The 25,017-nt window shown below is 57.2% G+C and carries 26 protein-coding genes and 1 pseudogene; 17 read left to right on the top strand and 10 right to left on the bottom strand.

Annotated elements, in window-relative coordinates; genetic code table 11:
• Together betC and EAW52_RS01655 are read right to left on the bottom strand one after the other, a co-directional pair.
• Positions 1-1,512 (bottom strand): choline-sulfatase, encoded by a 1,512-nt coding sequence (betC, locus tag EAW52_RS01650; protein ID WP_122041179.1) that lies wholly within the window; start codon positions 1,510-1,512, stop codon positions 1-3.
• Between the two features lie 153 nt (positions 1,513-1,665).
• Positions 1,666-3,306: a methyl-accepting chemotaxis protein gene (locus EAW52_RS01655; protein ID WP_162997565.1), complete on the bottom strand. Its 1,641-nt coding sequence runs from the start codon at positions 3,304-3,306 to the stop codon at positions 1,666-1,668.
• 168 nt (positions 3,307-3,474) lie between these two features.
• On the opposite strand from EAW52_RS01655, the gene EAW52_RS01660 reads away from it, so the two are divergent.
• The 3 genes and pseudogenes from EAW52_RS01660 (at position 3,475) to EAW52_RS26715 (ending at position 6,138) form a co-directional block, all read left to right on the top strand.
• Complete coding sequence (locus EAW52_RS01660; protein WP_122041181.1) at positions 3,475-4,410, top strand: LysR family transcriptional regulator; 936 nt, start codon at positions 3,475-3,477, stop codon at positions 4,408-4,410.
• A 102-nt stretch (positions 4,411-4,512) separates the two neighbouring features.
• Positions 4,513-5,283, top strand: a pseudogene (locus EAW52_RS26710) (MCP four helix bundle domain-containing protein); the annotation flags it as partial.
• A 93-nt stretch (positions 5,284-5,376) separates the two neighbouring features.
• Positions 5,377-6,138 (top strand): methyl-accepting chemotaxis protein, encoded by a 762-nt coding sequence (locus EAW52_RS26715; protein ID WP_372238897.1) that lies wholly within the window; start codon positions 5,377-5,379, stop codon positions 6,136-6,138.
• Positions 6,139-6,202: 64 nt separating this feature from the next.
• Here the strand turns inward: EAW52_RS26715 and EAW52_RS01670 are convergent, their stop codons facing one another.
• Both EAW52_RS01670 and EAW52_RS01675 read right to left on the bottom strand, forming a co-directional pair.
• Positions 6,203-6,586 (bottom strand): VOC family protein, encoded by a 384-nt coding sequence (locus EAW52_RS01670; protein WP_019366520.1) that lies wholly within the window; start codon positions 6,584-6,586, stop codon positions 6,203-6,205.
• Positions 6,586-7,755: a lactonase family protein gene (locus tag EAW52_RS01675; protein WP_122041183.1), complete on the bottom strand. Its 1,170-nt coding sequence runs from the start codon at positions 7,753-7,755 to the stop codon at positions 6,586-6,588. The genes EAW52_RS01670 and EAW52_RS01675 overlap by 1 nt, the downstream gene beginning before the upstream one ends.
• A 194-nt stretch (positions 7,756-7,949) precedes the next feature.
• On the opposite strand from EAW52_RS01675, the gene EAW52_RS01680 reads away from it, so the two are divergent.
• Positions 7,950-8,966 carry an NAD(P)-dependent alcohol dehydrogenase gene (locus EAW52_RS01680; RefSeq protein WP_019366518.1) on the top strand — a complete coding sequence of 339 codons (1,017 nt, stop codon included), beginning with the start codon at positions 7,950-7,952 and terminating at the stop codon, positions 8,964-8,966.
• Between the two features lie 3 nt (positions 8,967-8,969).
• A complete protein-coding gene (locus EAW52_RS01685; protein ID WP_122041184.1) occupies positions 8,970-9,305 on the top strand; it encodes a DOPA 4,5-dioxygenase family protein in 336 nt (111 codons plus the stop codon).
• A 123-nt stretch (positions 9,306-9,428) separates the two neighbouring features.
• On the opposite strand, the gene EAW52_RS01690 is transcribed toward EAW52_RS01685, so the two are convergent.
• Entirely contained in the window at positions 9,429-9,935 is a 507-nt protein-coding gene (locus EAW52_RS01690; RefSeq protein ID WP_177411886.1) for an anti-virulence regulator CigR family protein, read from the bottom strand.
• A 279-nt stretch (positions 9,936-10,214) separates the two neighbouring features.
• Here EAW52_RS01690 and pbpG point away from each other — a divergent pair, with 279 nt between their 5' ends.
• Positions 10,215-11,135, top strand: coding sequence for a D-alanyl-D-alanine endopeptidase (gene pbpG, locus EAW52_RS01695; protein WP_074821005.1), 921 nt, complete (start codon positions 10,215-10,217; stop codon positions 11,133-11,135).
• A gap of 179 nt (positions 11,136-11,314) precedes the next feature.
• On the opposite strand, the gene trpA is transcribed toward pbpG, so the two are convergent.
• Positions 11,315-12,124 (bottom strand): tryptophan synthase subunit alpha, encoded by an 810-nt coding sequence (gene trpA / locus EAW52_RS01700; protein ID WP_122041185.1) that lies wholly within the window; start codon positions 12,122-12,124, stop codon positions 11,315-11,317.
• Positions 12,121-13,329 carry a tryptophan synthase subunit beta gene (gene trpB / locus EAW52_RS01705; RefSeq protein WP_122041186.1) on the bottom strand — a complete coding sequence of 403 codons (1,209 nt, stop codon included), beginning with the start codon at positions 13,327-13,329 and terminating at the stop codon, positions 12,121-12,123. The genes trpA and trpB overlap by 4 nt, the downstream gene beginning before the upstream one ends.
• Before the next feature lie 99 nt (positions 13,330-13,428).
• Here trpB and EAW52_RS01710 point away from each other — a divergent pair, with 99 nt between their 5' ends.
• Positions 13,429-14,319 carry a LysR family transcriptional regulator gene (locus EAW52_RS01710; protein WP_122041187.1) on the top strand — a complete coding sequence of 297 codons (891 nt, stop codon included), beginning with the start codon at positions 13,429-13,431 and terminating at the stop codon, positions 14,317-14,319.
• Between the two features lie 49 nt (positions 14,320-14,368).
• Here EAW52_RS01710 and EAW52_RS01715 read toward each other — a convergent pair whose 3' ends face one another.
• Positions 14,369-14,689, bottom strand: coding sequence for a YqjD family protein (locus EAW52_RS01715; protein ID WP_010796384.1), 321 nt, complete (start codon positions 14,687-14,689; stop codon positions 14,369-14,371).
• Between the two features lie 179 nt (positions 14,690-14,868).
• Here EAW52_RS01715 and EAW52_RS01720 point away from each other — a divergent pair, with 179 nt between their 5' ends.
• The 6 genes from EAW52_RS01720 to EAW52_RS01745 all read left to right on the top strand — a co-directional run bounded on the left by EAW52_RS01720 (position 14,869) and on the right by EAW52_RS01745 (position 19,931).
• A complete protein-coding gene (locus EAW52_RS01720; RefSeq protein WP_010796383.1) occupies positions 14,869-15,084 on the top strand; it encodes a dodecin in 216 nt (71 codons plus the stop codon).
• A gap of 407 nt (positions 15,085-15,491) precedes the next feature.
• Entirely contained in the window at positions 15,492-16,100 is a 609-nt protein-coding gene (locus EAW52_RS01725; protein WP_112297976.1) for a LemA family protein, read from the top strand.
• A complete protein-coding gene (locus EAW52_RS01730; RefSeq protein WP_122041188.1) occupies positions 16,097-16,876 on the top strand; it encodes a YgcG family protein in 780 nt (259 codons plus the stop codon). Before EAW52_RS01725 ends, EAW52_RS01730 begins: the two co-directional genes overlap by 4 nt.
• A gap of 15 nt (positions 16,877-16,891) precedes the next feature.
• A complete protein-coding gene (locus EAW52_RS01735) occupies positions 16,892-17,509 on the top strand; it encodes a TPM domain-containing protein (RefSeq protein WP_010796380.1) in 618 nt (205 codons plus the stop codon).
• A gap of 59 nt (positions 17,510-17,568) precedes the next feature.
• Positions 17,569-18,795, top strand: a complete 1,227-nt coding sequence (locus EAW52_RS01740) for a multidrug effflux MFS transporter (protein ID WP_122041189.1) — start codon at positions 17,569-17,571, stop codon at positions 18,793-18,795.
• Between the two features lie 119 nt (positions 18,796-18,914).
• Positions 18,915-19,931 carry a MerR family transcriptional regulator gene (locus tag EAW52_RS01745; RefSeq protein ID WP_122041190.1) on the top strand — a complete coding sequence of 339 codons (1,017 nt, stop codon included), beginning with the start codon at positions 18,915-18,917 and terminating at the stop codon, positions 19,929-19,931.
• Positions 19,932-19,954: 23 nt separating this feature from the next.
• Here EAW52_RS01745 and EAW52_RS01750 read toward each other — a convergent pair whose 3' ends face one another.
• Positions 19,955-20,476, bottom strand: coding sequence for a hypothetical protein (locus EAW52_RS01750; RefSeq protein WP_122041191.1), 522 nt, complete (start codon positions 20,474-20,476; stop codon positions 19,955-19,957).
• A 663-nt stretch (positions 20,477-21,139) separates the two neighbouring features.
• Here EAW52_RS01750 and EAW52_RS01755 point away from each other — a divergent pair.
• The gene (locus EAW52_RS01755; protein WP_019366504.1) at positions 21,140-21,439 is read left to right on the top strand and encodes a hypothetical protein; all 300 of its coding nucleotides are present in this window, start codon (positions 21,140-21,142) and stop codon (positions 21,437-21,439) included.
• Positions 21,440-21,489: 50 nt separating this feature from the next.
• On the opposite strand, the gene EAW52_RS01760 is transcribed toward EAW52_RS01755, so the two are convergent.
• Positions 21,490-21,783, bottom strand: coding sequence for a hypothetical protein (locus EAW52_RS01760; protein WP_122041192.1), 294 nt, complete (start codon positions 21,781-21,783; stop codon positions 21,490-21,492).
• 517 nt (positions 21,784-22,300) lie between these two features.
• Here EAW52_RS01760 and EAW52_RS01765 point away from each other — a divergent pair.
• From EAW52_RS01765 to rfbD, 3 genes are all read left to right on the top strand, one after another.
• The gene (locus EAW52_RS01765) at positions 22,301-22,975 is read left to right on the top strand and encodes a 3-oxoacid CoA-transferase subunit A (protein WP_074820994.1); all 675 of its coding nucleotides are present in this window, start codon (positions 22,301-22,303) and stop codon (positions 22,973-22,975) included.
• Positions 22,972-23,616, top strand: a complete 645-nt coding sequence (locus EAW52_RS01770; RefSeq protein ID WP_122041193.1) for a 3-oxoacid CoA-transferase subunit B — start codon at positions 22,972-22,974, stop codon at positions 23,614-23,616. Before EAW52_RS01765 ends, EAW52_RS01770 begins: the two co-directional genes overlap by 4 nt.
• A gap of 495 nt (positions 23,617-24,111) precedes the next feature.
• Complete coding sequence (rfbD, locus tag EAW52_RS01775; RefSeq protein ID WP_122041194.1) at positions 24,112-24,990, top strand: dTDP-4-dehydrorhamnose reductase; 879 nt, start codon at positions 24,112-24,114, stop codon at positions 24,988-24,990.
• Positions 24,991-25,017 lie beyond the last annotated feature (27 nt).

A 25,017-nucleotide genomic window follows, 5' to 3' on the forward strand; every position in this document is an offset into this window, starting at 1 on the left:
TTACAGCGGCTGTGGATAACGGGCACGCCGCTCCAGATCATCCAGGTCGATGTGGTTGCGCATGTATTGCTGGCTCGCATCCACGAACGGCTGGTGATCCCATGCTGTACGTACGCCTTTATTCAGCGCCTCGGCGACAAAGCGGCGACGCCGCTGGCTGGCCAGCACATCGGCATGGATATGGGGTATGGACCATCGGGTACGGGCCTCCTGTACAAAGGTATCCAACACGCTCTGGTATTCACTGCTGGTTGCAAGGTTCTCCAGCTCCTGGGGATCATTGGCGAGATCAAACAGAAGCAGCGGGTCCTGCTCGGAGTAGATGAACTTGTAGCGGCCACGCCGAATCATCATCAGCGGGCTATGAGTACCTTCGGCCATGTATTCGCCGATCACTTCATCGTGGCCCTCACGGTTTTCCAGGTGCGGCAGCAGTGATTGACCATCCAGGGGCAGGCCGTCCTGCACACAGCCTCCGGCCAGCTCCACGAGGGTCGGCAAGAGGTCCATGGTGGAAACCGACGCACTGACGTGCCGCGCCGCAAACTGTTTGGGGGCGTGGATAAGCAGGGGTACACGGGCAGACATCTCGAACCAGTGCATCTTGTACCAGAGGCCGCGTTCACCCAGCATGTCGCCATGATCGCCCGAGAAGACAATGATCGTATCCTCTGCAAGTCCGCACTCTTCCAGAGTCTTGAGCAGCTTGCCGATATTGGCATCCACATAACTGCATGCCCCGTAGTAGGCGCGGCGCGCATCCCGAATCTTTTGCTCCGGCAACGGCTTATCCCACAGGTCGATGACCTTGAGCAGGCGCTGGCTGTGAGGGTCCTGCTCATCCTGGGACAACGTCACCTGTGGCAATTCGATGTCCGTTTCCTCATACAGATCCCAGAATTCCTTGGTAATCGTGTAGGGGTCATGCGGGTGGGTCATGGAGACAGTCAGGCAGAAGGGCTGGTCATCCCCCCGGCGGACATGGTCGTAGAGGTATTGCCTGGCCTTGAAGACCACTTCCTCATCGAAGTCCAGCTGATTGGTGCGGATGGAAGGCCCGGCCTGCAGCACGGATGACATGTTGTGATACCAGCTTGCACGCACATCCGGCTCGTCCCAGTTCACCGCCCAGCCATAATCGGCAGGGTAGATGTCGCTGGTCAGACGTTCCTCGAAGCCGTGGAGCTGGTCCGGTCCGCAGAAATGCATCTTGCCGGAGAGGGCAGTGCGATAGCCCAGGCGGCGCAGGTAATGGGCATAGGTCGGAACGTCCGCAGGAAAGTCAGCGGCGTTATCGTAGGCCCCGATTCTGGAAGGCAATTGCCCACTCATCAGGACAAAGCGAGAGGGCGCACACAACGGGCTGTTGCAGTATGCCGAATCGAACACCACGGCCTGCTGTGCCAGACGCTCAAGATTGGGAACCTTGATGGGTGAGTCGGCACGGTGGAGCGGCAGCAGCGGCGCAGCCATCTGATCCGCCATGATGAAAAGGATGTTTGGCTTTTTCACATACCCTCCGACCTGTGTTGATGATTACGTACTCACACTTGTAATCATCATCAGACGAGGGCTCCTGATCGGTAAACCGCATAGGGAGGCATGACTTGGATAAGTACAGCTTATGCCATAACCGGGCTCCATCCGTGGAGCCGGATCCTGTACTTACAATTTGAACTGAGCAACCAACTCATTAAAGGAACCAGCAAGACGTGACAACTCTTGGCTGGAGGCACTGGTCTGGTGAGCGCCTGTGGCAGTCTGGGTAGATAGGTCGCGGATATTCAGCAGATTACGGTCTACCTCACGAGCAACCAGTGCTTGTTCTTCCGTTGCACTGGCAATCACCAGATTACGCTCGTTGATGCTAACGATCTTGTCGGTGATCCGCTCCAGCGCCTGATCGGCCGACTGCGCCATTTGCTGAGTGTTGCGAGCCAGTGTCTGGCTATTTTCCATAGCGCGAACAGCTTCCTCGGCGCGCGCCTGCACACTAGCAATCATGGTTTCAATCTCACCTGTCGAAGCCTGGGTCCGGTGAGCAAGCGAGCGGACCTCATCTGCAACCACTGCAAAACCACGGCCTTGCTCACCGGCACGGGCGGCTTCAATGGCGGCATTAAGCGCGAGTAGATTGGTTTGTTCCGCTACCGTACGGATGACGTCCACAACCTTGCTGATATCGCGTACCTGCTCGGCCAGGTTTTCAACTGTTCCTGTCGAGACATCAAGCTCATTGACCATGCTGGTAATGGCTGTAGCCGCTTCCTGTACCTGCTGGCGACCCAAACGTGCTTCTTCAGTAGAGCTTTGCGACGCTTCGGATGTAGACACGGCGTTACGGGCTACCTCTTCAACGGCTGAGGTCATTTGATTGACGGCCGTTGCTGCCAGCTGGACTTCGTCATTCTGGCGAACCAGCCCTCTTGAGCTTTCCTCGGTTACAGCGCTCAGCTCTTCAGCAGCGGAAGCCAGTTGATCCGATGCGCTGGCAATCTGTTGGAGCGTACTCTTGAGGCTATCCTGCATATCCACCAAGGCCAGCAACATCTGGCCAGGCTCATCTTGACGAGTTGTTTCAATACGCTGAGTTAGATCACCCGCGGCGATACGCTTGGCACTGGCCACTGCCTCAGCGATAGGACGAGTAATCAGGCGGGTAATAAAGAGGCCCAGCCCAATTGCCAATACAAAGGCCAATGCAACACCACCAAACAGGGTCAGCATTGCGCTGGATTGCAATGCTTTAGATACTTTGGTGCTTTCTTCAACCTGGCGGTTATTAGACGCAAGAATAGTTTTGAGGTCGCCAATCAGTTGCTCGAATTGAGGCTGGATCGTCGAGATCAGTAGTTCCCGGGCATGGCTGATATCACCCTGAGCCAGGTTGTTCAAATATTGGTCAACGCTGACCAAATAAGCAGGCCAGATACGTGCGAAATGATCACCCGCCTGCTTTTCATCCGGTGCCAGGCGTGTGTTCCGGTAGGTGGTAAAGGCATTTTCACCTGCCGCTTGTTCTGCCTTGAGGTTTTGCAGAGTTTCAGCTTTTTCAGCTTCCGTCGCGCCGCCTACCGTGACAGCCAATAGACGATAAAGGTAGCGGTTTTGAGAGATGACGCTTCCCAACGCTTCGTTGGCCCGGCTCACCGAAACCAGATTATTGGTGGTTAATTCATCCATCATGCCTGCCAGGCGATTGATACCTTGCAGACCTAAAGCTCCTACGCCCAAAGTAATGAAAGCACACAGGATAAATGTCAGGGTCAACTTGTACGCGAGCTTTAACTGCATAAACCAGCTCATGGGATTAGCCTCGATAGTTGCTGCAAGATGGCAATTTAATATCGCGAGCTTGGAGCGAAGAATTGTGAAACAGTTCGCATAGTTTTTCTTTATGGTTGTTGATGATCCTCCCTATCAGAGAGAGCCATAGCCGATTCGCTCCTATGGATCACTGTCAAAGGGATTGCCATGATTAACGCCTCGCCCTCCTTGGATACATTAAGAATTTTCAGTGTTGCTGCACGCCTGCTCAGCTTTACAGCCGCAGCCTTGGAATTAGGAACAACCCAGCCAGCGGTCAGCCAGCAGATCAAGCGTCTGGAGCAAGACCTAGGCGTACGGCTTTTTGATCGAATCTACCGTGGCCTTGTCCTGACTGAAGCGGGTAAGTTGCTCCATCACCACGTACAGATGGGAATGGAAAACATCGAAACGGGATTGGCTACGCTAAGGGAGTACCCTGCCCATGAGGTTTTGCAGGTGGCGACTGATTTTGCCTTTGCGTCCTATTGGCTGATGCCTCGTCTGCCGCGCTTTCATGCTGCCCACCCCGAGCTGGATGTCAGCCTGATTACAAGCGACAGGATGATGAATCTGATGCGTGAAGATATCGATGTAGCTCTGACCTTTGGCGATGGTCGCTTCAAGCATGGTGAGTCGCTGGCCTTGTTTCGAGAAGAGGTCTTCCCGGTCTGTAGTCCGCGCCTTGTTCAGAGCATGACACTGCCGCTCCCCAAACAGACGCTGGCCAGCCTGCCCATGCTGCATTTGAAGCCGGAGCTGTCGAGCAAGTGGTTCGACTGGAAAGGACTCTTCCAGGCGCTGGATATTCAGGCACCGCCTATTCCGGCGGTGTTGAGCTTTGATAACTACACTCTGGTCATTCAAGCCGCTATCGCCGGCCAGGGCGTTGCGATTGGCTGGCGGCATCTGGTGGACAATCTGGTCGAGCAAGGGCTGCTATGTCGTCCGATTGCCGAATGCGCCACGTCTGCCTATGGCTATCATGCACTGATTCCCGAGCGGAAGCGGCGGGGCAGGTTGGTCGAGCAGTTCGTCGGATGGCTGCATAATGAGATCAACGGCGAAACCCTTGTGCTAGACCGCTTTCGCCTCAGTGTATGAAAACCCTTGTATTGCGATATGTAAAAAGCCTATCAAGCTAATAGCGCCTGGACCGATAGGACAAGCAAAGGCTTTTTGCCTATTGCTCCTGAGGATGGACTCATGGCGTTACGCACTCTGAAAATCGCTCCCCGCCTGGCCGTAGGCTTTGGCCTTATGGCACTCATCGTTCTAGGGCTCGGCCTGTTTTCAATGAGCCAGATGAGCAACATGCGTGAGCAATCACGGCAGGTTGATACGCATTGGTTGCCAGCTATCAATGCGCTGGGCGAGATCAACATGGACATGATGCGTATCCGTGTCTTTACCTTGCGCCTGTTTACTGCAGATACGGCGCAGCATCGTCTGGAGGATAGCCAGAAGGCAAGCGATATCAAGGCGAGTCTTCGTAATACTCAGGCCCGCTATGAAGCGCTTCTGGTACTAGACGCTGAAAAAGAAGCTTACGCTCACTTCAAGCAATGGCAGGAAAAGTACTTTACCGATCAAGCTGAAGTAACACGCCTAGCACTGGCAGGCGATATTCAATCAGCTTCAGTTGTGCTTAATAAGAGCCTGAACGAATACGCCAACCAGATGGCGCTCCAACTCAAAAATCTGGCGGCGCTCAGTGCGGACGAATCCGGCAAGGCCGCTGACAAGGCGGAGGCAGCCTATAACGCCGGCAAGCTGGGCGTCAGCCTTGCTATCGCCCTGGCGTTTGCAATCACCGTATTGCTGGCCTGGGTCATGAGTCGCAGCATCGTACGTCCGCTGGGTCAGGCTGTGAGCAGTGCGCGCGCCGTAGCATCCGGCAACCTGAGCATGCCGGTTCTGGTAGACGGCAAGGATGAAGTAGGGCAGCTGCTCGAATCCCTCGCCGTCATGCAAGGCAACCTGCGCGATGCGATCGAACAGATCTCCTCGTCCTCCACACAACTGGCCTCTGCGGCAGAGGAGCTGAATCTGGTTACGGAAAGTTCATCCATGAACCTGACCCAGCAGAACCACGAGATAGAGCAGGCTGCAACTGCCGTGACCCAGATGAGCACCGCTGTCGAGGAAGTGGCCCGTAACGCCGTGTCCACCTCCGAATCGTCCAAGCGCTCGGCGCAGGCCGCTCATGAAGGCCGCACCAAGGTCGACAATACAGTTACAGCCATTGAGCACATGGCCGGCGAGGTGGACAAGACGTCCACACTGGTCAGCGGACTGGCCGAACAGGCCCACGATATTGGCAAGGTGCTGGATGTAATTCGAGCCATTGCCGAGCAGACCAATCTGCTGGCCCTGAACGCGGCCATCGAGGCAGCACGGGCCGGTGAAGCGGGGCGCGGCTTTGCCGTGGTCGCGGATGAGGTGCGTGCCCTGGCCCACCGCACCCAGGAGTCCACCCGTGAAATCGAACAGATGATCAGCGCCATCCAGGGCGGTACGCAGGAAGCCGTAACATCCATGCAGAGCAGCGCCAGCCAAGCGCAAAACACGTTGGCGATTGCCCAGTCTGCCGGTGCGGCGCTTGAAGAAATCACCCAGCTCATTGCCGAGATCAACGAGCGCAACATCGTGATTGCCAGCGCGTCGGAAGAGCAGGCGCAGGTGTCTCGTGAAGTGGACCGTAACCTCGTCAACATCCGTGACCTGGCCTCCCAGTCTGCAACCGGTGCGGCCCAATGCAATGCTGCCAGTGCGGAACTGTCTCGCCTGGCGGTGGACCTGAACGGTCTGGTGAAACGTTTCGAGATCTAACGCTGACGCCTACGAAAAAGGCAGCTCCTAGAGCTGCCTTTTTTATTGCCGCCGGGTATTGTCCTTAGCGCTCGTAGAGCTCAAGGGGCAAGTCGTCCGGATCGCTGAAAAAAGTGAAGCGTTTCTGCGTCAGCTCATCTACCCGGATAGGCTCTACGGCAACGTCATGCTGCTTGAGATGCGCAACGGCAGCGTCCAGATCTTCCACGGCAAAGGACAGATGGCGCAGGCCTTGCGCTTCCGGCCGGGAAGGGCGCGGTGGCGCGTCTGGGAAGGAGAACAGCTCGAGCTGGGCGTGATCACCAACAGCCAGATCCAGCTTCCAGGACTGGCGCGCCTCACGAAAGGTCTCAGCTATCACCCTGAGCCCCAGCACCTCGGTGTAAAAACGCTTGGACGTGGGGTAGTCGGAGCAGATCAGCGCCACATGGTGCAAACGGTCGAACATCAGGGCACCGCCACGAACTTCAGGTCGGACGGCATGGCTACGTCGACACTCTGCAGCTCTTCGCCCAGCTTGCCAGTCTGCGGATCACGCGCGAACACCTTCAGCTGGCTGCTGCCCTGGTTGGCCACCAGCATGTAGCGTCCCGTCGGATCAATGCTGAACTCGCGGGGCTCGCGACCGTTGACGGAGCGGCGATCAACAAAGGTCAACGTGCCTTCCACCGGATCGACGGCAAACACATCGATATGGTTGTCATCGCCTCGGTTGGCAGCGTAGAGGAAGCGACCATCGTTGGAGAGATGGATGGCGCCTGCTCCTACCTTGCCGCTGAAACCTTCCGGCGCCAAGGTGTAGACCTGTAACTGTCGCAGTGCACCGTTTTCATGGGCGAACACCATGACCTGTCCGGTCAGCTCAAGAGTCAGGTAGGCGAAACGGCCATCACCGCTAAAGACGATATGGCGCGGGCCGCTGCCTGATGGAACGGGCGTGTAGGGAGTTTCAGCCGGAGATAGCGGACGTTCCTGTCGCGCAGGGTTGTAGCGATAGGCAAAAATCTTGTCAGCGCCGAGGTCTGGCGAGAACAGATACTGGCCGTCTGGCGTAAACGTCACCCCATGTACATGGCCGGACGTCTGCCGCTCCGGGTGATTATTACTGGCCTGGAAGAATTCGATCTGGGCAACCGGGCTCAGCACACCGTTGCTTTGCACCGGCAGCGCGGCAAGAGAGCCTTCGGGCTCGACGGAATAGTTGGCGACAAACAGGAACTGTCCGTCAGGGCTGAGCGTCGAGTGAGTTGGATGATCACCCAGGGTCTTGACCTGACTGATTTGTTGCAGCCGGCCGCTTTCTGGATCGAAGCGATAAGACGTGGCGCGGCCAATGTCATCGCCCTGGCTGCCACGACCATTCTCGTTGACGACAAATACGGTACGGCCGTCGCGCGCCAGCGTCAGATAGGACGGGTTGTGGGCTTTGACAACGCGCAGCGGTCCGGTCACCTGCCCGGCGCGGCTGTCGAATCGGTAGACATAAAGCCCCTGGCTACTGCCGTTGGTGTAGGTCCCTACCAGCAGGTTATACAGTCCCGGCTCAGCGCTGGCGGTGGTCGCGATGCCGGTCAGTGGCGCGAGCAGGAACAGTGGTAGCAAAGAGGGCAGCTTCATGGCGTTTACTCATTCTGATCAGTGAGGCACGGGCAAAAAAGTTAGCTAACAGACCTGAACCGGTGATATCAGTTCGCTTTGTGACACATTCTGTTGAGCTTCATCGTTTCCATGCGGTCCGACCCAAGTGTAACGGTTTGAACCTTTTTCTGTGGCGGCCCTGAGCCCGCTCATTTCTCAAACAGGAGAGTACGATGCGTTTCTATTGCCTGCCTAAAGCCGAATCCTATGCCGACCTGACCCTGCGCGAGCGTGATACACCCAAGCCGGGACGCGGCCAGGTTCTGGTCAAGATGAAGGCCGCCTCGCTGAACTACCGCGACCTCATGGTCGCAACCGGCCGTTATGCACGTGGCGGTCTGCCCAAGGATCTGGTGCCCCTGTCCGATGGTGCAGGGGAAGTAGTGGAGATCGGAGATGACGTTGACCGCGTCAAAGTAGGCGATCGCGTGGCCGGTATCTTCATGCAGACCTGGATTGGCGGCCATCTGGACCCCACCCACGGCGCCTCCGCCCTCGGTGGCGCCATCGACGGGGTGCTGTCCGAGTACGTACTGTTCGACCAGAACGGCGTGGTTACACTGCCGGAGCACCTGTCCTATGAGGCTGGCGCTACCTTGCCTTGCGCCGGTGTAACCGCCTGGCATGCACTGTTTGGCAGTGTTCAGCCATTGGTGGCTGGTCAGACCGTGCTGCTGCTGGGTACAGGCGGTGTGTCCATCTTTGGTCTCCAGTTCGCCCGTGCAGCCGGGGCGCGTACCATCATCACCTCATCCAGCGATGAGAAGCTACAAAAGACCAAGGCCTTGGGTGCCCACGAGACCGTGAACTACAAGCAGCATCCAGAGTGGCAGGAGCAGGTGCTAGGCCTGACCGAAGGGATCGGCGTTGACCATGTGGTAGAAGTCGGCGGCGCCGGTACGCTGCCTCGCTCGCTGCGCTCGACTCGTCCGGGCGGCGCCACCCACCTGATCGGTGTGCTGACGGGTGGAGAGATCAACCCGGCAGCGCTGATCCAGCGCTCTGTCGTACTGGAGGGTATCTATGTCGGCTCACGCGAGATGTTCGATGCCATGAACCGTGCCATCGCCCTGCATCGCATCGAGCCGGTGATCGACAAAGTCTTCAGCTTCGACGAGGCCGAAGCGGCGTATCGCTACATGGACGGACAGAGCCATGTGGGCAAAGTCGTCATTCGCTTTGAAGGGTAAGACATGACAGCGGCTATCCAGGGCTACCACGCCCATGTCTATTTCGACGCCACGACACTGGAGCAGGCCAGGGCGCTGTGCGAAGAGGCCGCGCGCCGCTTTGCCGTGACGATGGGCCGGGTTCACCAGCGACCGGTCGGCCCTCACCCGGACTGGAGTTGTCAGCTGTCGTTTCGTCCAGAGGTGTTTGCGGACGTGGTGCCCTGGCTGGCGCTCAACCGGAACGGGCTGGTGATCTTTCTTCATCCCGTGACCGGCCATGATCGTGCCGATCACCGCGACCATGCCCTATGGATGGGTGCGGTAAGGCCGCTTGACCTGTCCGTGCTACCCGAATAACCCGTGCAATACGACTTTCAGTAAGCCCGTTATGACGCACTGTGCAGCACCACGGATTGCTTCAGTCTAGGCAAAGGCGCACTAACGCAGGGTTACTGCGCCACCACCCAAAGGATTGACCAATCAATCCAGCACGTTGTGCAGGACCTCATACACGATGCCGGTCGTGATAGCGATCAGCACCATGTCCGTGCCCAAGCGGCGCCATTCATAACCGTCATAGCGGGGCAGCTGCTTGGCGATGCCGGGTGGCAGCGGCTTGCCATACCCATGGGGTAGCGGCTTGCCCTTGGCGATCACCAGCCCCGGCGGAAGCGGTGAGCCGCGGCCGATCTCGCCTTTGTGGGCCCGTATGGTTTCACGTACCGGGCTGAAATCCTGCGGAGGTAACCGCTTGCCATGGCCCTGGCTGGCCTGCGGACCGCCATGTCCTTGATTGCCCTGGTTACCCTTCGACTGGGCAGAACCGCCTTTATGGTCCTGGCCATGCGGCATCTGCGCGCCCTGACCGTGTCCCTTGCCGCCGCCCTGCGGCCCATTCATTTGATCCGGCGGCGCAGCCAGCGCAAGTGGCGATCCCACACACAACGTAACGCATACGCTGGCGATGGCTTTTTTCATGCGATTCATGGTGGTCTCCCACATGGCGATCCAGAGGATCCTGATTCAAAACAATCCGTTACTAACGGCATGGGCTGTTTTCAGTCTATCGTCATCCGCGTCGTCAGAGCGCTATGTCAGCAAACCTTTACCTTCGCGCCACGAAAAAACTTGGGTAAGGGGGTTCCATCGCCCGGGAGGGTGCCCTTTATACTGCCGCTGCGCCGGACTCGGGACCTGCCAGAGTGCCTTTCGAGACGCCAGACAGGTCGAGTCTGCTATTTACCTCTTCAGCCGGACGATATTCACGTGAAATATCTTTCTCTCGTATTGAGTGCTGTATTGATCGGGGGCAGCCTGGGGGCTGCAAATGTCAGTGCAGCCGAGGCCAAGGCCACTGTGCCGATGCGGCAAGAACTGGCATCGGGCAGCGCCCTGCTGGTCGACATGCAAACAGGCCAGCCCTTGTATTCCAGCAACCCCGACGTCGTGGCTCCCATTGCGTCCGTGACCAAGCTGATGACCGCGATGGTGACTCTGGATGCCAAGCAACCCATGGATGAAATGCTGACCGTCAAGATTGACGATGTGCCGGAAATGCGCGGTGTGTATTCGCGTGTGCGTCTGGGCAGCGAGATCAGCCGTCATGACATGCTGTTGCTGGCGCTGATGTCGTCGGAAAACCGTGCTGCCACCAGTCTGGCCGAGCATTATCCGGGCGGTGTAAAGGCCTTTGTGGCCGCCATGAACGCCAAGGCACGCGCCCTGGGCATGACCAATACCCACTATACCGAGCCGACAGGTCTGTCCCTGAACAACGTCTCGACCGCCCGTGACCTAGTCAAGCTGCTCCAGGCCACCCGCAATTACCCGCTGATTGGTCAGCTGAGCACCACGCAAGAGAAAACCGTGGCGTTCCGCAAGCCCAACTACACGCTGGGCTTCCACAACACCAATCACCTCGTGGGCAAGAGCGACTGGAATATTCAGGTCACCAAAACCGGCTTTACCAACGCAGCGGGTCACTGTCTGGTCATGCGTACGGTCATGAACAACCGCCCGGTTGCGTTCGTAGTACTGGATGCCTTTGGCAAATACACCCACATGGCTGATGCGAGTCGCCTGCGCAAGTGGATAGAAACCGGCCAGGTCACGCCTATCCCGGAAGTGGCCAAGGCCTACAAGCAGCAGCGCCATATGGCCGCTCGCCAGGCGGTTGCCGCGCAGTAAGACGCGGTATGTACGGGAATGATGGGTATCGCCAAGCTCAACCCATCCTGCAAAACAAAAGCCGCTGCAAATGCAGCGGCTTTTGTTTGAGGCGAGTGCGTTACGCGCAGTACCGGCAGGGTATTAGCCCATAGGATAGATTGAGCGAAGCGATATCCATCACTCAGGCCACTTATCTATCACCGCCTCGCGCTGCGTACCGCTTCCGCCAGACTGCCACACAGGCTCAATACACCTTCGACGGCCTCGGTGCTGCTTTGCGCCTTGGCGATCTGGTCGACCAGGGCGGAGCCCACTACCACCCCATCCGCCAGCTGAGCGACCACTCTGGCCTGCTCGGGCGTCCGGATACCGAAGCCTACGCACAACGGAAGCTGGGTGAACTGCCGCAGCCGCTCGACCGCATGCTCGATGTGCTCGGTCGTGGCTGAGCCCGCCCCTGTCACACCCGCCACCGAGACGTAATATACAAAGCCTGAGCTGCTGTTCAGCACACGCGGCAGGCGGTTATTGTCTGTAGTAGGTGTCGTCAGCCGGATAAAGTCGATGCCTATGGCCTGAGCCGGGTCACACAGCTCGGCGTCGTGCTCGGGCGGCAGATCCACCACGATCAAGCCGTCTACACCGGCATCCCTGGCTTCGGTCAGGAAGCGTTCAACGCCATAACGGTGGATCGGGTTGTAATACCCCATCAGCACCAGGGGTGTTTCGGCCTCTTCCTGGCGAAATTCACGCACCATCTCCAGCGTCTTTGCCAGGGTCTGTCCGTTCTTTAATGCACGCAGGGCCGCGGCCTGAATGGCCGGGCCATCCGCCATGGGATCGGTGAAGGGCATGCCCAGCTCGATCACATCGGCACCCGCCTTGGGCAGGCCCTTGAGGATTGCCAGCGACGTGGCATAGTCCGGATCACCCCCGGTGGTATAGGTCACGAGCGCGGCGCGGCCCTCTTGCTTCAGCTGGGCGAAACGGGTTTCCAGACGACTCATAGCTTGTCTCCCAGATGGCTCATCACGGTTTGCATGTCCTTATCGCCGCGGCCGGAAAGGCAGACGATCATGATGTGATCCTTGGGCAGCGTAGGCGCGCGCTTGTAGGCTTCAGCCAGAGCGTGGGCGGACTCCAGCGCTGGAATGATGCCTTCCAGACGGCAGGTCTGGTGGAAAGCCGCCAGTGCCTCGTCGTCATTGATCGGCACATACTCCACGCGCTTCACATCATGCAACCAGGCGTGCTCCGGACCAATGCCCGGATAGTCCAGGCCGGCGGAGATGGAATGCGCGTCGATGATCTGGCCGTCGTCGTCCTGTAGAAGAAACGTACGGTTGCCGTGCAGGACACCAGGAACGCCACCGTTCAGGCTGGCAGCGTGCTTGTCGGTACTGACACCGTGACCACCGGCTTCAACGCCAATGATCGCCACGTCCTTGTCATCCACGAATTCATGGAACAGCCCCATGGCGTTTGATCCACCGCCCACACAGGCGATCAGGCTGTCAGGTAGACGACCCTCTTTCTCAAGAATCTGCGCCTTGGCCTCACGACCGATTACGGCCTGGAAATCACGAACCATGGCCGGGTAGGGGTGTGGACCGGCAACGGTGCCAATCAGGTAGAAGGTATCGGCGACATTGGTCACCCAATCACGTAGTGCCTCGTTCATCGCATCCTTGAGTGTGCCCGTACCGGCAGTGACCGGGATCACCGTCGCCCCCAGGAGCTTCATGCGAAAGACGTTGGCCTGTTGCCGGTCGATATCGGTGGTGCCCATGTAGATCACACAGGGCAGGCCGAAGCGGGCCGCTACGGTGGCAGTGGCCACGCCGTGCATGCCGGCGCCAGTCTCCGCAATGATGCGGGTCTTGCCCATACGCTTGGCCAGGAGAATCTGGCCGATGCAGTTGTTGATCTTGTGCGCGCCGGTGTGGTTTAGCTCTTCGCGCTTCAGATAGATCTTGGCGCCACCAAAATGCTCGGTCAGGCGCTCGGCGAAATACAGCGGATTGGGGCGGCCAATGTAGTCGCGCTGGAAATAGGCCAGCTCATCCAGAAACGCCTGATCCTTCATCGCGGCGGTGTACTCACGCTCGAGATCCAGAATCAGCGGCATCAGGGTTTCGGCCACGTAGCGGCCACCAAACTGGCCGAACATGCCCTGAGCATCAGGGCCTTGGCTGTAGGTCATGTCTGTCATGGGAGAGCTCCCTGTGAATATGGTTTTACACTAACCGGTTGCTGGACAGGAATAAATCGATAAGATCGCCTATATCTGTTAGAAAAACTCACAGGTCGAATAATGAACGATCTTCCTCCTTTAAATGCTCTGCGTGCCTTTGAGGCAGCTGCACGCCTGGGTAGCGTCAGCAAGGCAGGAGCGGAGCTGTTCGTTACCCATGGCGCGGTAAGCCGTCAGATTCGTGCATTGGAGGAACAGCTGGGCGTGGTGCTGTTCGTCAGGGAAGGGCGGGGCCTTGCGCTAACCGAAGCGGGTCTTCGACTGCGGGACGCCAGTGCCGAAGCGTTCGAGCGGCTGCGCAGCGTCTGCGCCGATCTCAAATGCGGCGCCAGCGATGCCCCCTTTGTGCTGGGCTGTTCGGGCAGCCTTCTGGCTCGCTGGTTCATTCCGCGGCTGGATCGACTCAACCGTGAATTGCCTGAACTACGGCTGAGCCTGTCCACCAGCGAGGGCGAGCTCGATCCCCGCCGTCCCGGCCTCAACGCCACGCTCTTGTTTGCCGAGCCAACTGCACCGCCGGACATGCACGTACACGTACTGGCCACTGAATGTATCGGCCCGGTCGTCAGTCCTCGGTATGCCAATGCGTCCCTGTTTCAGAACGCACCACCTACGGCATTACTGGGCGAGCCACTATTACATACTGCTTCCCGTCCACAGGCCTGGCCTGCATGGGCGCAACGCCATGGTCTGCCAGCTGACAGCCTGACGGCTGGCGCAGGCTTCGAGCACCTGTATTACCTATTGGAAGCAGCCGTGGCCGGGTTGGGCGTCGCCATTGCGCCTAAACCCCTGGTGGCTGGAGATCTGGCGGCAGGACGGCTGATAGCACCGTGGGGATTCGTTGAGACCGAAGCGGTTTTGGCATTATGGGTGCCGGGGCGGCTGGCGGATCAGCGGGCACAGCGGCTTGCACAGTGGCTGCGAGCAGCGCTGGCAGAAGATTAGGAAGGATCATCGCCGCCCGGCAAGGCGAGCGGCGAAAAAGGCGACATTATTATTCGTCGCGCAGCAGCCACCAGCCTGCCAGTACAGTCAGACCGGCCACCACGCCAACAGTAGCCCAAGGGTGCTTGCGCACACTTGTACCGGCTATTTTGCTGGCTTCTAGTGCCAGTACACGTGCTTCGTCATAAAAATCTTCCAGGCTCTCACCCGAGCGGTGCAGCGCGTGGCTGGTGTTGTCCTTGAACGACTTCAACGAATGACGGGACTCCGCCGAAGCACTGCGCTTCAAGGAGGAGAGAGAATCTTTCAGTGTCTGAATCTGGTCTTCAAGATTTTCAAGGGTTGCCTGATAGGAACTGTTACGAGCCATGGCGTGAACCTCCTGTTTCATTGGGTGTTCCGGGTCTGACTTCACCCGGCAGCGAAAGTGCGACACAAACTTGATCAACACTTGTACACACTGAACTAATCCTCGTTTTGATGAGACTCATTAAACAAGCGGTTTTTTCCTTGGCCAGATGATTGGCCAACTACAACCAGGAGGTTTACATGTCTGATCATCACACGTACAAGAAGCTGGAAATTGTCGGCTCCTCCACCACCAGCGTCGAAGATGCCATCAACAACGCCTTGGCGGAGACCAGCAAGTCCATCAAGAACATGGAGTGGTTTGAAGTCGCCGAGACGCGCGGTCATATTCAAGACGGCAAGGTGGCACACTACCAGGTAACGCTGAAAATCGGTTTCCGTATCGAAAACAGCTGATCTGATAAAAAAGATCTCGCAGTGAACCAATAAGCGGCGAAACGCTCTATTGCTGCGAGAACTTCCCGGAGCTGCCCGGCAGGTGATAGCGCAGCGGCCTTTGCGCCGATCCGCTATCAACCCCCGCGCAGCTCCGTAATCCCATTCCTCTGCATTTCCCCCTCTTTTTATCCCATCTGCAACAAAACCCTAACACCTGTTCCGGGCAGTTCCGTCTGCCAGATAATGAGCCTCGCTCGCCTTACCTCAATGGGCAGTGGTTGCGATTTTCGTGGCAACAGCGGAGGCGATTGGCCTGAACTCTTGCGGGGTCGCGCTATCCGTATTTATACGCACGCTTCGTCATCACGAAGCCATGACTGCCACCCATATTCAGGTATACAAACGGAGAGTTATACGCAATGTACATGACCCAGGGACTACGCTTGAGCTGGAAGATTGCGGTCTTCGCCGTGCTGGCTTCGCTCTTGAGCGGCTGCGGCATCAACACTATCCCTACCTACGACGAGCAGGTGAAGTCGGCTTGGGCGCAGGTGGAAAACCAGTATCAGCGCCGTGCCGATCTCATCCCGAACCTGGTTGAGACTGTAAAGGGTTACGCCAAGCAGGAGCAGGATACCCTCACCGCTGTGATCGAGGCCCGTGCCAAGGCGACCTCTATTCAGGTCGATGCCAGTACGCTTAACGATCCCCAGAAACTTCAACAGTTCGATCAGGCCCAGCAGCAGCTGAGCGGTGCCCTGAGCCGGTTGATGGTGGTGTCCGAACGTTATCCGGATCTGAAATCGAACCAGAACTTCATGGCCCTGCAATCCCAGCTGGAAGGTACCGAAAACCGTATCGCTGTGGCCCGCCGTGACTTCATCGCCTCGGTCGAGCGCTATAACACCGAAATCCGCACTTTCCCGGGCAGTATCTGGCACAAGATCTTCTATAGCGACCTGCCGGTTCGCGAGAACTTCAAAGCCACGACGCCCAACGCTGATCAGGCACCCAAGGTCAACTTCAATCAATGATTGATCGCCCGGTGTTTCGCGCCTTTGCGCTGTGGATCCTGTTCTGGGCCTGTGCAGCAGTGGCACAGGCCCAGCAGGCTCCTGGTTTCCCACCCTTGACCGGTCGGGTCGTTGATCAGGCCGGAATGCTGGACGCCCAGACCAAAGCCCGGCTGGAGCAGATGCTCAAGGCCCATGAGCAGGCGACGAGCGAACAGGTGGTGGTCGCTACCATCCCCAGCCTGCAAGGCCGTTCCATTGAGGAGTATGGCTATCAGCTCGGTCGCCATTGGGGGATCGGGCAGAAAGGCAAAGACAATGGTGCGCTACTTCTTGTCTCGCGTGACGACCGCAAGGTCCGAATCGAAGTCGGCTATGGTCTGGAAGACCGCCTGACGGATGCACAGTCCTTCCTGATCATCAATCAGGTGATCGTTCCCGCGTTCCGGCAGGGTCAGTTTGCCCAAGGCATCAGCGAGGGAGCCAGTGCCATGCTCAAGGTGCTGGGCGGCGATCCGCTGGCACGCCCGGCACAGGATGATACATATCACGGCAGTGAAGATCGTCCTACCCCGATTCTGTTCATCGTCCTGTTCGTCATCATCCTGTTCATGATGAAAGGTGGCGGAGGCGGACATGGTGGACGTGGCGGGCGAGGCAACTCGGTGCTAACCGGCGCAATCCTTGGCAGTGTTCTCGGCGGTGGTGGCCGCTCGGGAGGCGGTGGCCTTGGAGGAGGTGGTTTTGGTGGGGGCGGCGGCAGCTTTGGCGGCGGCGGGGCTTCAGGTGATTGGTAAGGAGAGCGGACCTCTATGACATTACTCAACGAGCACGAGCAGCGACAGGTCGCTGAAGCCATCTCTCGCGTTGAACGCGATACCGATGCAGAGCTGGTCACGGTGCTGGCCGCACGGGCTGATGATTACACCTATATCCCGTTACTCTGGGCGAGCCTCATTGCATTGATCGTTCCAGGCGCAATCAATTACTACCCAGGTTGGTTGAGTCCCCATGAACTCCTGCTGGTCCAATGGGGCACGTTGATTGCGCTGAGTTTGATCTTCCGCATTCCAGCTATCACGACGCGTCTGATTCCACGCCAGGTGCGTTGCTGGCGCGCGTCCAACCTGGCACGCCGTCAGTTTCTCGAGCACAACCTTCACCACACACAGGCGGAAACTGGCATGCTGATCTTTGTATCGGAAGCCGAACGCTATGTGGAAATCCTCGTAGACCGAGGTATTTCGCAAAAGCTGAGTGACGAAACCTGGCAGTCGATCATCGCAACCTTTACACAGCAGGTTCGTCGCGGTGAAACCTTGCAGGGCTTTCTGACCTGTATCGACGCATGCGGTGAGCACCTGAAGCAACACCTGCCGGCAACCCATACGCGTAACGAGCTACCGGACCGGCTGATCATCCTGCCCTGAGGGGTAGGCGTTTCCCTTGTTTGACGCGGGCCACTGTGGCCCGTGACAGGTTATTCCCCTTGCAAACGACCACCACCTCTATTCCTCGCTATCCCGTGATGGTGCTGATCCTCGGCGCCCTGGCCTGTATCGGTCCCATGTCGATTGATGCCTACCTGCCGGCCTTTGGCGCCATCGGCCGAGATTTTCAGCTGACACCTGAAAAGACCCAATTGACGCTCGGCCTGTATATGCTGGCGTTCGCATTCATGACGCTTCTGCATGGCACCCTGTCCGACTCGTTCGGCCGCCGGCGGGTCATTCTTTCGGCCCTGGCGGTGTACATTGCCGGCTCGCTGATCGCGGCGCTCGGCCCGAGCTTCGACTGGCTGCTGGCAGGCCGTGTCTGCCAGGGCCTGTCCGCTGGTGCAGGAATGGTGGTGGGACAGGCCATCGTGACGGACTGTTACAAGGGTCCGGTGGCCCAGAAAACCATGTCCTACATCATCATGGTCTTCAGCGTGTCCCCGGCCTTTGCGCCGATCATTGGCGGCTACCTGTCAGAACACACCGGCTGGCGCGGCGTATTCTTTTTCCTCGCGGCGCTTGCCGTTTTCAGCGCCTCGCTCTGCGCGTTCCTGATGCCCGAAACCCTGGCGCCAGAACGCAGACAAGCCTTCGATCTGAGCGTCCTGTCGCGCAATTACGGACGAGTCATGCGGGACGGGCAGTTCATGGCACGCGCCGTGGTCTTCGGCGCCCTGTTTGGCGGCTTCGCCTTCCTGATCGGCGCCGCCCCCGATTTTGTCACCCAGGTACTGGGGCTGGCCGAAACCGACTTTGGCTATCTGTTCATTCCCATCGTGATCGGATTGACCAGCGGGTCCTTTCTGGCAGCACGGCTTTCCTCACAATTGCCTTCCGGTCGACTGATCGGCTTTGCCTACGCCATGCTTGGCCTGAGCTGCTTGATCAACCTGACCTATACAGGTCTGGCTACCGACCTGAATGTCTATGCGGCCGTTATCCCGCACGGGCTATTTGTCTTCGGCCTGTCGCTGGGCATTCCTACCATGACGCTACGCATCCTTGAGCGCGTACCGGAGCTGTCCGGCACCGCCGCGTCAGTCCTGGGGTTTGTCCAGATGATCTTCTTTTCCATCGTCAGCGGCTGGCTTGCACCGCTGGTGTACGGCAGCGCCTTCCGCCTGGCCGTGGCGCTGTCCATTGGAGTCGTGGTAAGTGGCTTGGGTTGGGCGCTGGTCACGCGCCTTTCCTCATCGGCCGAGCCCGCCTCAACGCGGTAATGTCTTTCCGGGCTGGCCATTTAAATAGCCAGCCCGCGTCTTTGTTCACAGCCCCCTTGACCCTATCGTAACGTGAGGCCTCAGGATCAATTCCGCACGTGGAAGAAAGGAGCAATTCGATGCTATTGAAAGTGGGCGAACTGGCTAGACAGTCGGGTCTTACGATTCGGGCTCTTCACCATTACGACAGCATCGGCCTGCTCACACCCTCCGCGCGTTCCGATGCCGGCTACCGACTGTACAACCGGGCCGATATTGCCCGGCTGCACCAGATCCAGGCCCTGCGTGGCATGGGCCTGTCGCTGGCCGAGATCGGAGCCCTTCTGGCGCGGCCAGACGTTGCGCTCCTGACTATCACCGAGCAGCAGATCCGCCGGCTGGACCGACAGATTACCCGGCAAACGAATCTGCGTAATCGCCTAGCAGACCTGCATCGCCAACTCAGTGAAGGAGAGGAGCCTGACCTGGCCGATTGGTTGAAGACCCTGGAATTGATGACCATGTACGAACAGCATTTCGCCCCTGAAGACCTGAATGATCTGCCTTTCTACACTCCCGCCAACCAGCAGGCTTGGCGCGCACTGGTGCAGGAAGCCCATCAGCTCCTCCAACAAGGGCTCCCCCCTGAGTCCGTTCAAGCACAGTCGCTGGCACGGCGCTGGATGACGCTCCTGGAGCGCAATACATCAACCAACCCGGCCCTGGCCGTACGGCTCAACGAGCTGTTCCGCCAGGAGGCCCCGCTACAGGAGCAGACGGGTGTCACCACCGAGATGACCAACTTTATCCTGAAGGCCTTCACGGCCGGCAAGCTTGCGATCTATGAACGGTATCTCACACCCGAAGAGTTCGCCTTCATGCAGGCAAACTATGGCGAGCAGGTTCCGAAATGGCTACCGCTTCTGGCCGATTTACGCCGCATTATGGATAACGGACTGCCTCCTCACTCTCCAGAGGCGCTGCAGCTGGCGCAACGCTGGACCGCATTGTTTACCGCCTATGCAGGCACAAATCCCGAGACCCACCATAAACTGCGTCAGGCCCATGCCTGCGAACCGCAACTGGCTGAGGGCACCTGGATGACAGACGATATCCAGCGCTATCTCGGCCAGGCCATGGCAGCACTGCACACCTAGCCCTGTAAGCCCTGATCCTGTGATCAGGGCTTGGCAAATGAGAGAGACAGCGAGGGCAGCTCCAGTGGAGGCTTGGTCAACCAGGCCTCCTCTTCCGCCTGGGTCGGCACGAACCGGTCTCCTGTCGCCTCTTGTGGTACCTGACCGGCCAAGGCGAAGGAGCCCATGCCGAGCGTACAGGCCGAACTTGGATAGTGACTGGAGATGGCATAGTCATCCGTCAGGGCATGGGCACTCATTGCGCCGTTCTGCGCGAGCACGGCCTCGACTACGGCCTGCTGCTGGTACTTGGTAAGCGTGACCGTCAGGACAGTCAAGTGCTCGGTAATGGCCTCGCGCGCGGGCTCATCATCGGCTAGGTCGAAAAGCGAACAGAAGAAATGGCTGATTCGTTCACCCAGCGAACCTGTGGAAGAACCTGCCGTCTCATTTCGAGAGGCTGAAAGTGAGATATGCCGACCGGCTACGCCTTTTGCGATCAACTCATGTCGGACATGCTCGGCTTCGCTTTGGCAGCCGAAGGCTGCTTTGAGAATGTGCTCCATCGCTACCACCCTTTTTAGTTATTGTGTTCACAGCCCGCTTAGCCGGGCCTGCCGCTAAAGGCAGACAGCGCCACCTGAAGGGAAAGGGCTCATCTGCCTGCCAAGGGATTCTGCAACAAGGTAAAAAGGGTGGGTGAGAGCATTTCGTCCGCCCGGCACATGTCGATGGGAAGCAATACGACTAGGACTGGACAGATCCAAAAGACCTCACTGACGGGGTCACTTTGAGCCGCTGCGCTGGAGTGCCTCTACTGAAACCATTCCAGCGAAACCGCTTCGATGCGCAGGGAGAAGAAGACTCGCTTCAGAGCGCGCCTGTAAGCGTTGAGTCACCTTATACATTTTTAGACGAAAGGCTATGCCAGCATATCCTGGCGACGGCAGGGACGGGCAATACCGTGACTGACGTTTTGAAGCAGGGCTGGTCCAGCCAAGGCAACAAGACGTAATAAGGCCAGAAACGATCGACAGTCCGGAGGATCCTATCCGTTTGAAAACATAGTCCAGGCACTTGAGCTAACGGCGTGTGGCTTTAGCACAAACCCATGCTCATTTACATGAACCTGCTCACAGGTCCGCGCGGTAACTCCCCATTTTATTCGGAGCCCGCGTAGGATTTCAGAGTGCAGTTAACCTGCCTGACTGCTTGAAAAGGAATTCAGCATGAAATGCCCCCACTGCAAACAAAGCATCAGCGCCTTCCACGCTGCACTCTTTGGTCCGCCTGAATCGGATGGAAGCCGATTATGCCCCGAATGCCGCAAACCCTTTACCTTGAAGCTCGATGTGTTCAGAGCCATCCCAGCAGCAGCCAGCGGTGCCGCCGCCGCCCTGTTGATTGCCTTCAGAATTCCCTATGTCGGCTTTCTTCTGGGTGCTTTCGTTCTGGTATTTTCGCTCTACCTGACCTCAATGCGCCTGACCAAACCTGCATCGGCTGAAGAAGAGGCGGTTTCACCATGAGCGTCCGGCTGCCACATCAGGTGGGCAGCCCAGAAAGGAGAGGGGGTACGTCAGGACTTGGGCATGCCTTCCAGCATGTACTTCTCAAGCTCGACCCGGCATGTAAGGCGGGTGCAGGCAAAAACTCGGTCATTCCAGTCGGCCAGTTCCGGATAGTCATTCTGTTCGAGCGTATCCAGAAAGCCCTTGAGGCGGTATGCCTCGCTTGCGCCAAGGCGCATTAAATCAAAGCCGTGACTGATCGCAACGATCTGCAGCAGCTCGCTGACTCGCTCACCCCAAAAGACATGCTGCTCTTTGGGTACAAAACGTCCAATACTGGACGCGGAGTGAAGATAGCTCATTCAGTGTTTCCTGAAGAATATTCATTCAAATCCCTTGTGTTGATAGCGTTAGCGCGAAAGCCGAATTTCCTGTGGCCTCTTTAGTAAGTCGACACAGTAAAAGGAAACTTTAGGATCACAATGCTTTTTGCTTAACCGATTCTCCCGTGTTCAGGAATGATTCAGATTTCCCTACAATACCGTGAATTAGTGCACACAATTATTTGGTTAACCTAATCGCCAATGCTTGACCTAGAGCCTTTTGCCATCATCGCATTTGTGTAAGTCATTAAAATGACCAGCGCTGTGCCGGTTAATTCTCCAAAGGCCGTATTGAAATACTGAAATGGTCTACTTGCTTTACGACGGCGTACTAATACGGGTGCCGATCGATAAACGCACATATGAAGCGTTTTGTGTCCGATTATCGGACACAACCACCTTTTTCAAGAGATGCAATCGCATATGCTCGGTGCATGCGGCTTACCTCCTCGGCTGGTGCATGAGCAACAGCGAGACCCTTGAATGAGGACATACAATGATCAACAAGATTGTCGAGAGCCTGAGCCAGGCGGTGGAAGACATCCACGATGGTGCCACCGTGATGATTGGCGGCTTCGGCCCATCCGGACAGCCTTCTGAGCTGATTGATGCGTTGATAGCGCACGGTGCGAAAGATCTCACCATCATCAACAACAATGCGGGCAATGGCGATGTAGGCCTGGCAGCCCTGCTCAAGGCAGGTCAGGTTCGCAAAATCATCTGTTCATTTCCACGCCAGACCGACTCCTATGTATTCGACGAACTTTACCGTGCCGGCAAAATTGAACTGGAGTTAGTGCCGCAAGGCAATCTGGCCGAGCGTATCCGCGCTGCGGGTGCCGGTATCGGCGCCTTTTTCACGCCGACCAGCTACGGCACGATTCTGGCCGAAGGCGTGGAAACACGCGAAATCAACGGCAAGCACTACGTTATCCAATATCCCATTCATGCCGACTTTGCTCTGATTCGCGCGGACCGTGCCGACCGTTGGGGCAACCTGACCTACCGCAAGGCTGCCCGCAATTTTGGTCCCATCATGGCGACGGCCGCAAAGACTACCATCGTGCAAACCCGTGAAATCGTGGAGCTGGGCGAGATCGATCCGGAAATCATCGTTACGCCAGGCATTTTTGTGCAACGCGTCGTTCGTGTTTCAGGAGATCAGGAATGAACAGACTCAACCGCAACCAGATCGCTGCCCGAGTCGCCCAGGACATCCCGGAAGGAGCCTACGTCAATCTGGGGATTGGACTGCCGACGCTAGTGGCCAACCACCTGCCAGCTGACCGCGAAATTTTTCTGCACAGCGAGAACGGCATACTGGGCATGGGTCCGGCGCCAGAGGAGGGCAAGGAAGATTCTGATTTGATCAACGCTGGCAAGCAGCCTGTCACCCTGCTGCCAGGCGGTGCGTTTTTTCACCATGCGGATTCGTTTGCAATGATGCGCGGCGGCCATTTGGATATCTGCGTGCTCGGCGCTTTCCAGGTATCCGTCACAGGCGATCTGGCCAACTGGCACACCGGCGAGCCTGATGCGATTCCTGCCGTAGGGGGTGCTATGGACCTTGCAATAGGTGCCAAGCAGGTCTTTGTCATGATGGATCTCATGACCAAAGCCGGGCAAAGCAAGCTGGTCGAGCACTGTACCTACCCGCTGACGGGCGTAGGCTGCGTATCTCGTGTGTATACCGATCTGGCTATTTTCGATATTGCTGACGGCCGCGTGTATGCCAGCGAACTCGTCGAAGGCCTCACACTTGAAAGTCTTCGGGAAATGACTGGCCTTGCACTGGTACAAAAGCCGGTTTGACCCTTATTAAAGAAGAGCGGCCTTGCCATGGAACTCACAAGCCTCAAGGTACTAGGCCCGCTTCTTCTGCCAACTTCATGGCCTTTCAACAGCCTCTGTAAAGGTTTGTCTGTCTTGAAACAACTTTGCTGACAAACCGTCACAAAGGTGTGTTAGTGTTCGCCGACTAAGCACGCTGTTATTGGCACGTTTTATGACCAATCTCCTTTTCTGGCTGCCCACGCCGCCATAGCGCTCCGCCCCGCCTCTGGCCTTGCCCGTATAGGCAGGCACACTATCGCCCTGGTTTTTTATAAACTGCGGTGCTCTGTGTTTTTCGCTTTATTTAAAGTTTGCTTAACTTTTAAACGCGTTCAACATAGCGACCATCACATTGATTTACTGTTGGGCAATAATTGAGCATCAGTCGCTCATTATTAAACCAACCACTATCGGGTTCGTAATTAACTAGCACTATGCTTTTTGATTAGTACCGCTCGATCAGGCTGGAGAACTATGAAGATTTTAATTACAGGTCGAAGCGGTCAGGTCTCTCAAGCGCTGCAAAGAAACCTTAAAACCGGCCATGAACTTGTTGTCCTAGGTCGTGATGCCATGGATCTTGCAAATGAAGAAGCTATCCGTGAAACCGTTCGACGTGTGCAGCCAGACCTGATCATCAATGCTGCTGCATATACAGCTGTGGATAAGGCTGAGACCGACGCCGAAATGGCTTTCAAGGTAAACGCAGAGGCACCGCGGATTCTGGCGGAGGAAGCCGTGGCACGAGCCATTCCGTTCATCCACTATTCGACCGACTATGTGTTTGATGGTGACAAGAACGGGCCCTATAGTGAAGAAGATGCTACCCATCCCACCAGCGTATATGGCGAAAGCAAGCTGGCTGGCGAACAGGCGGTACAGGCCGTAGGTGGACAATATCTGATTCTACGAACCAGTTGGGTCTACTCCCAGGATGGCCATAACTTCGTTCGTACCATGCATCGCCTGCTGCAGGAAAAAGACGAGTTGCGCGTTGTAGACGATCAGATCGGCATACCGACATGGTCCGATACAATCGCGGCAGCCACTGCTCACATCGTGAGTCGCATTGCCATGGGGAACCCAGGCCCCTGGGGTATTTACCACCTTACCTCGACTGGCAAGACATCCTGGTTTGGCTTTACCGAAACGATTGCTCAGAAACTTGAAGAGCAAGGCCGTTTACGTGCCCGGCTTTATCCTATTGCCACGTATGAGTATCCCACTCCAGCGAAACGCCCAGCTAATTCACGAATGGATTGCTCACGTATTCAGACCAACTGGGGTGTGCAATTACCCGAGTGGAAAGAAGCCTTCGAACAGTTCTGGCAACAGAATTTTGCAGATAAGTAGCGCGCTAACTAGTTAATACTAATTTAA

The sequence above is a fragment of the Pseudomonas sp. LTJR-52 genome (assembly GCF_003691465.1).
In the GTDB taxonomy this organism is placed as follows: Bacteria; Pseudomonadota; Gammaproteobacteria; order Pseudomonadales; family Pseudomonadaceae; genus Chryseomonas; species Chryseomonas luteola.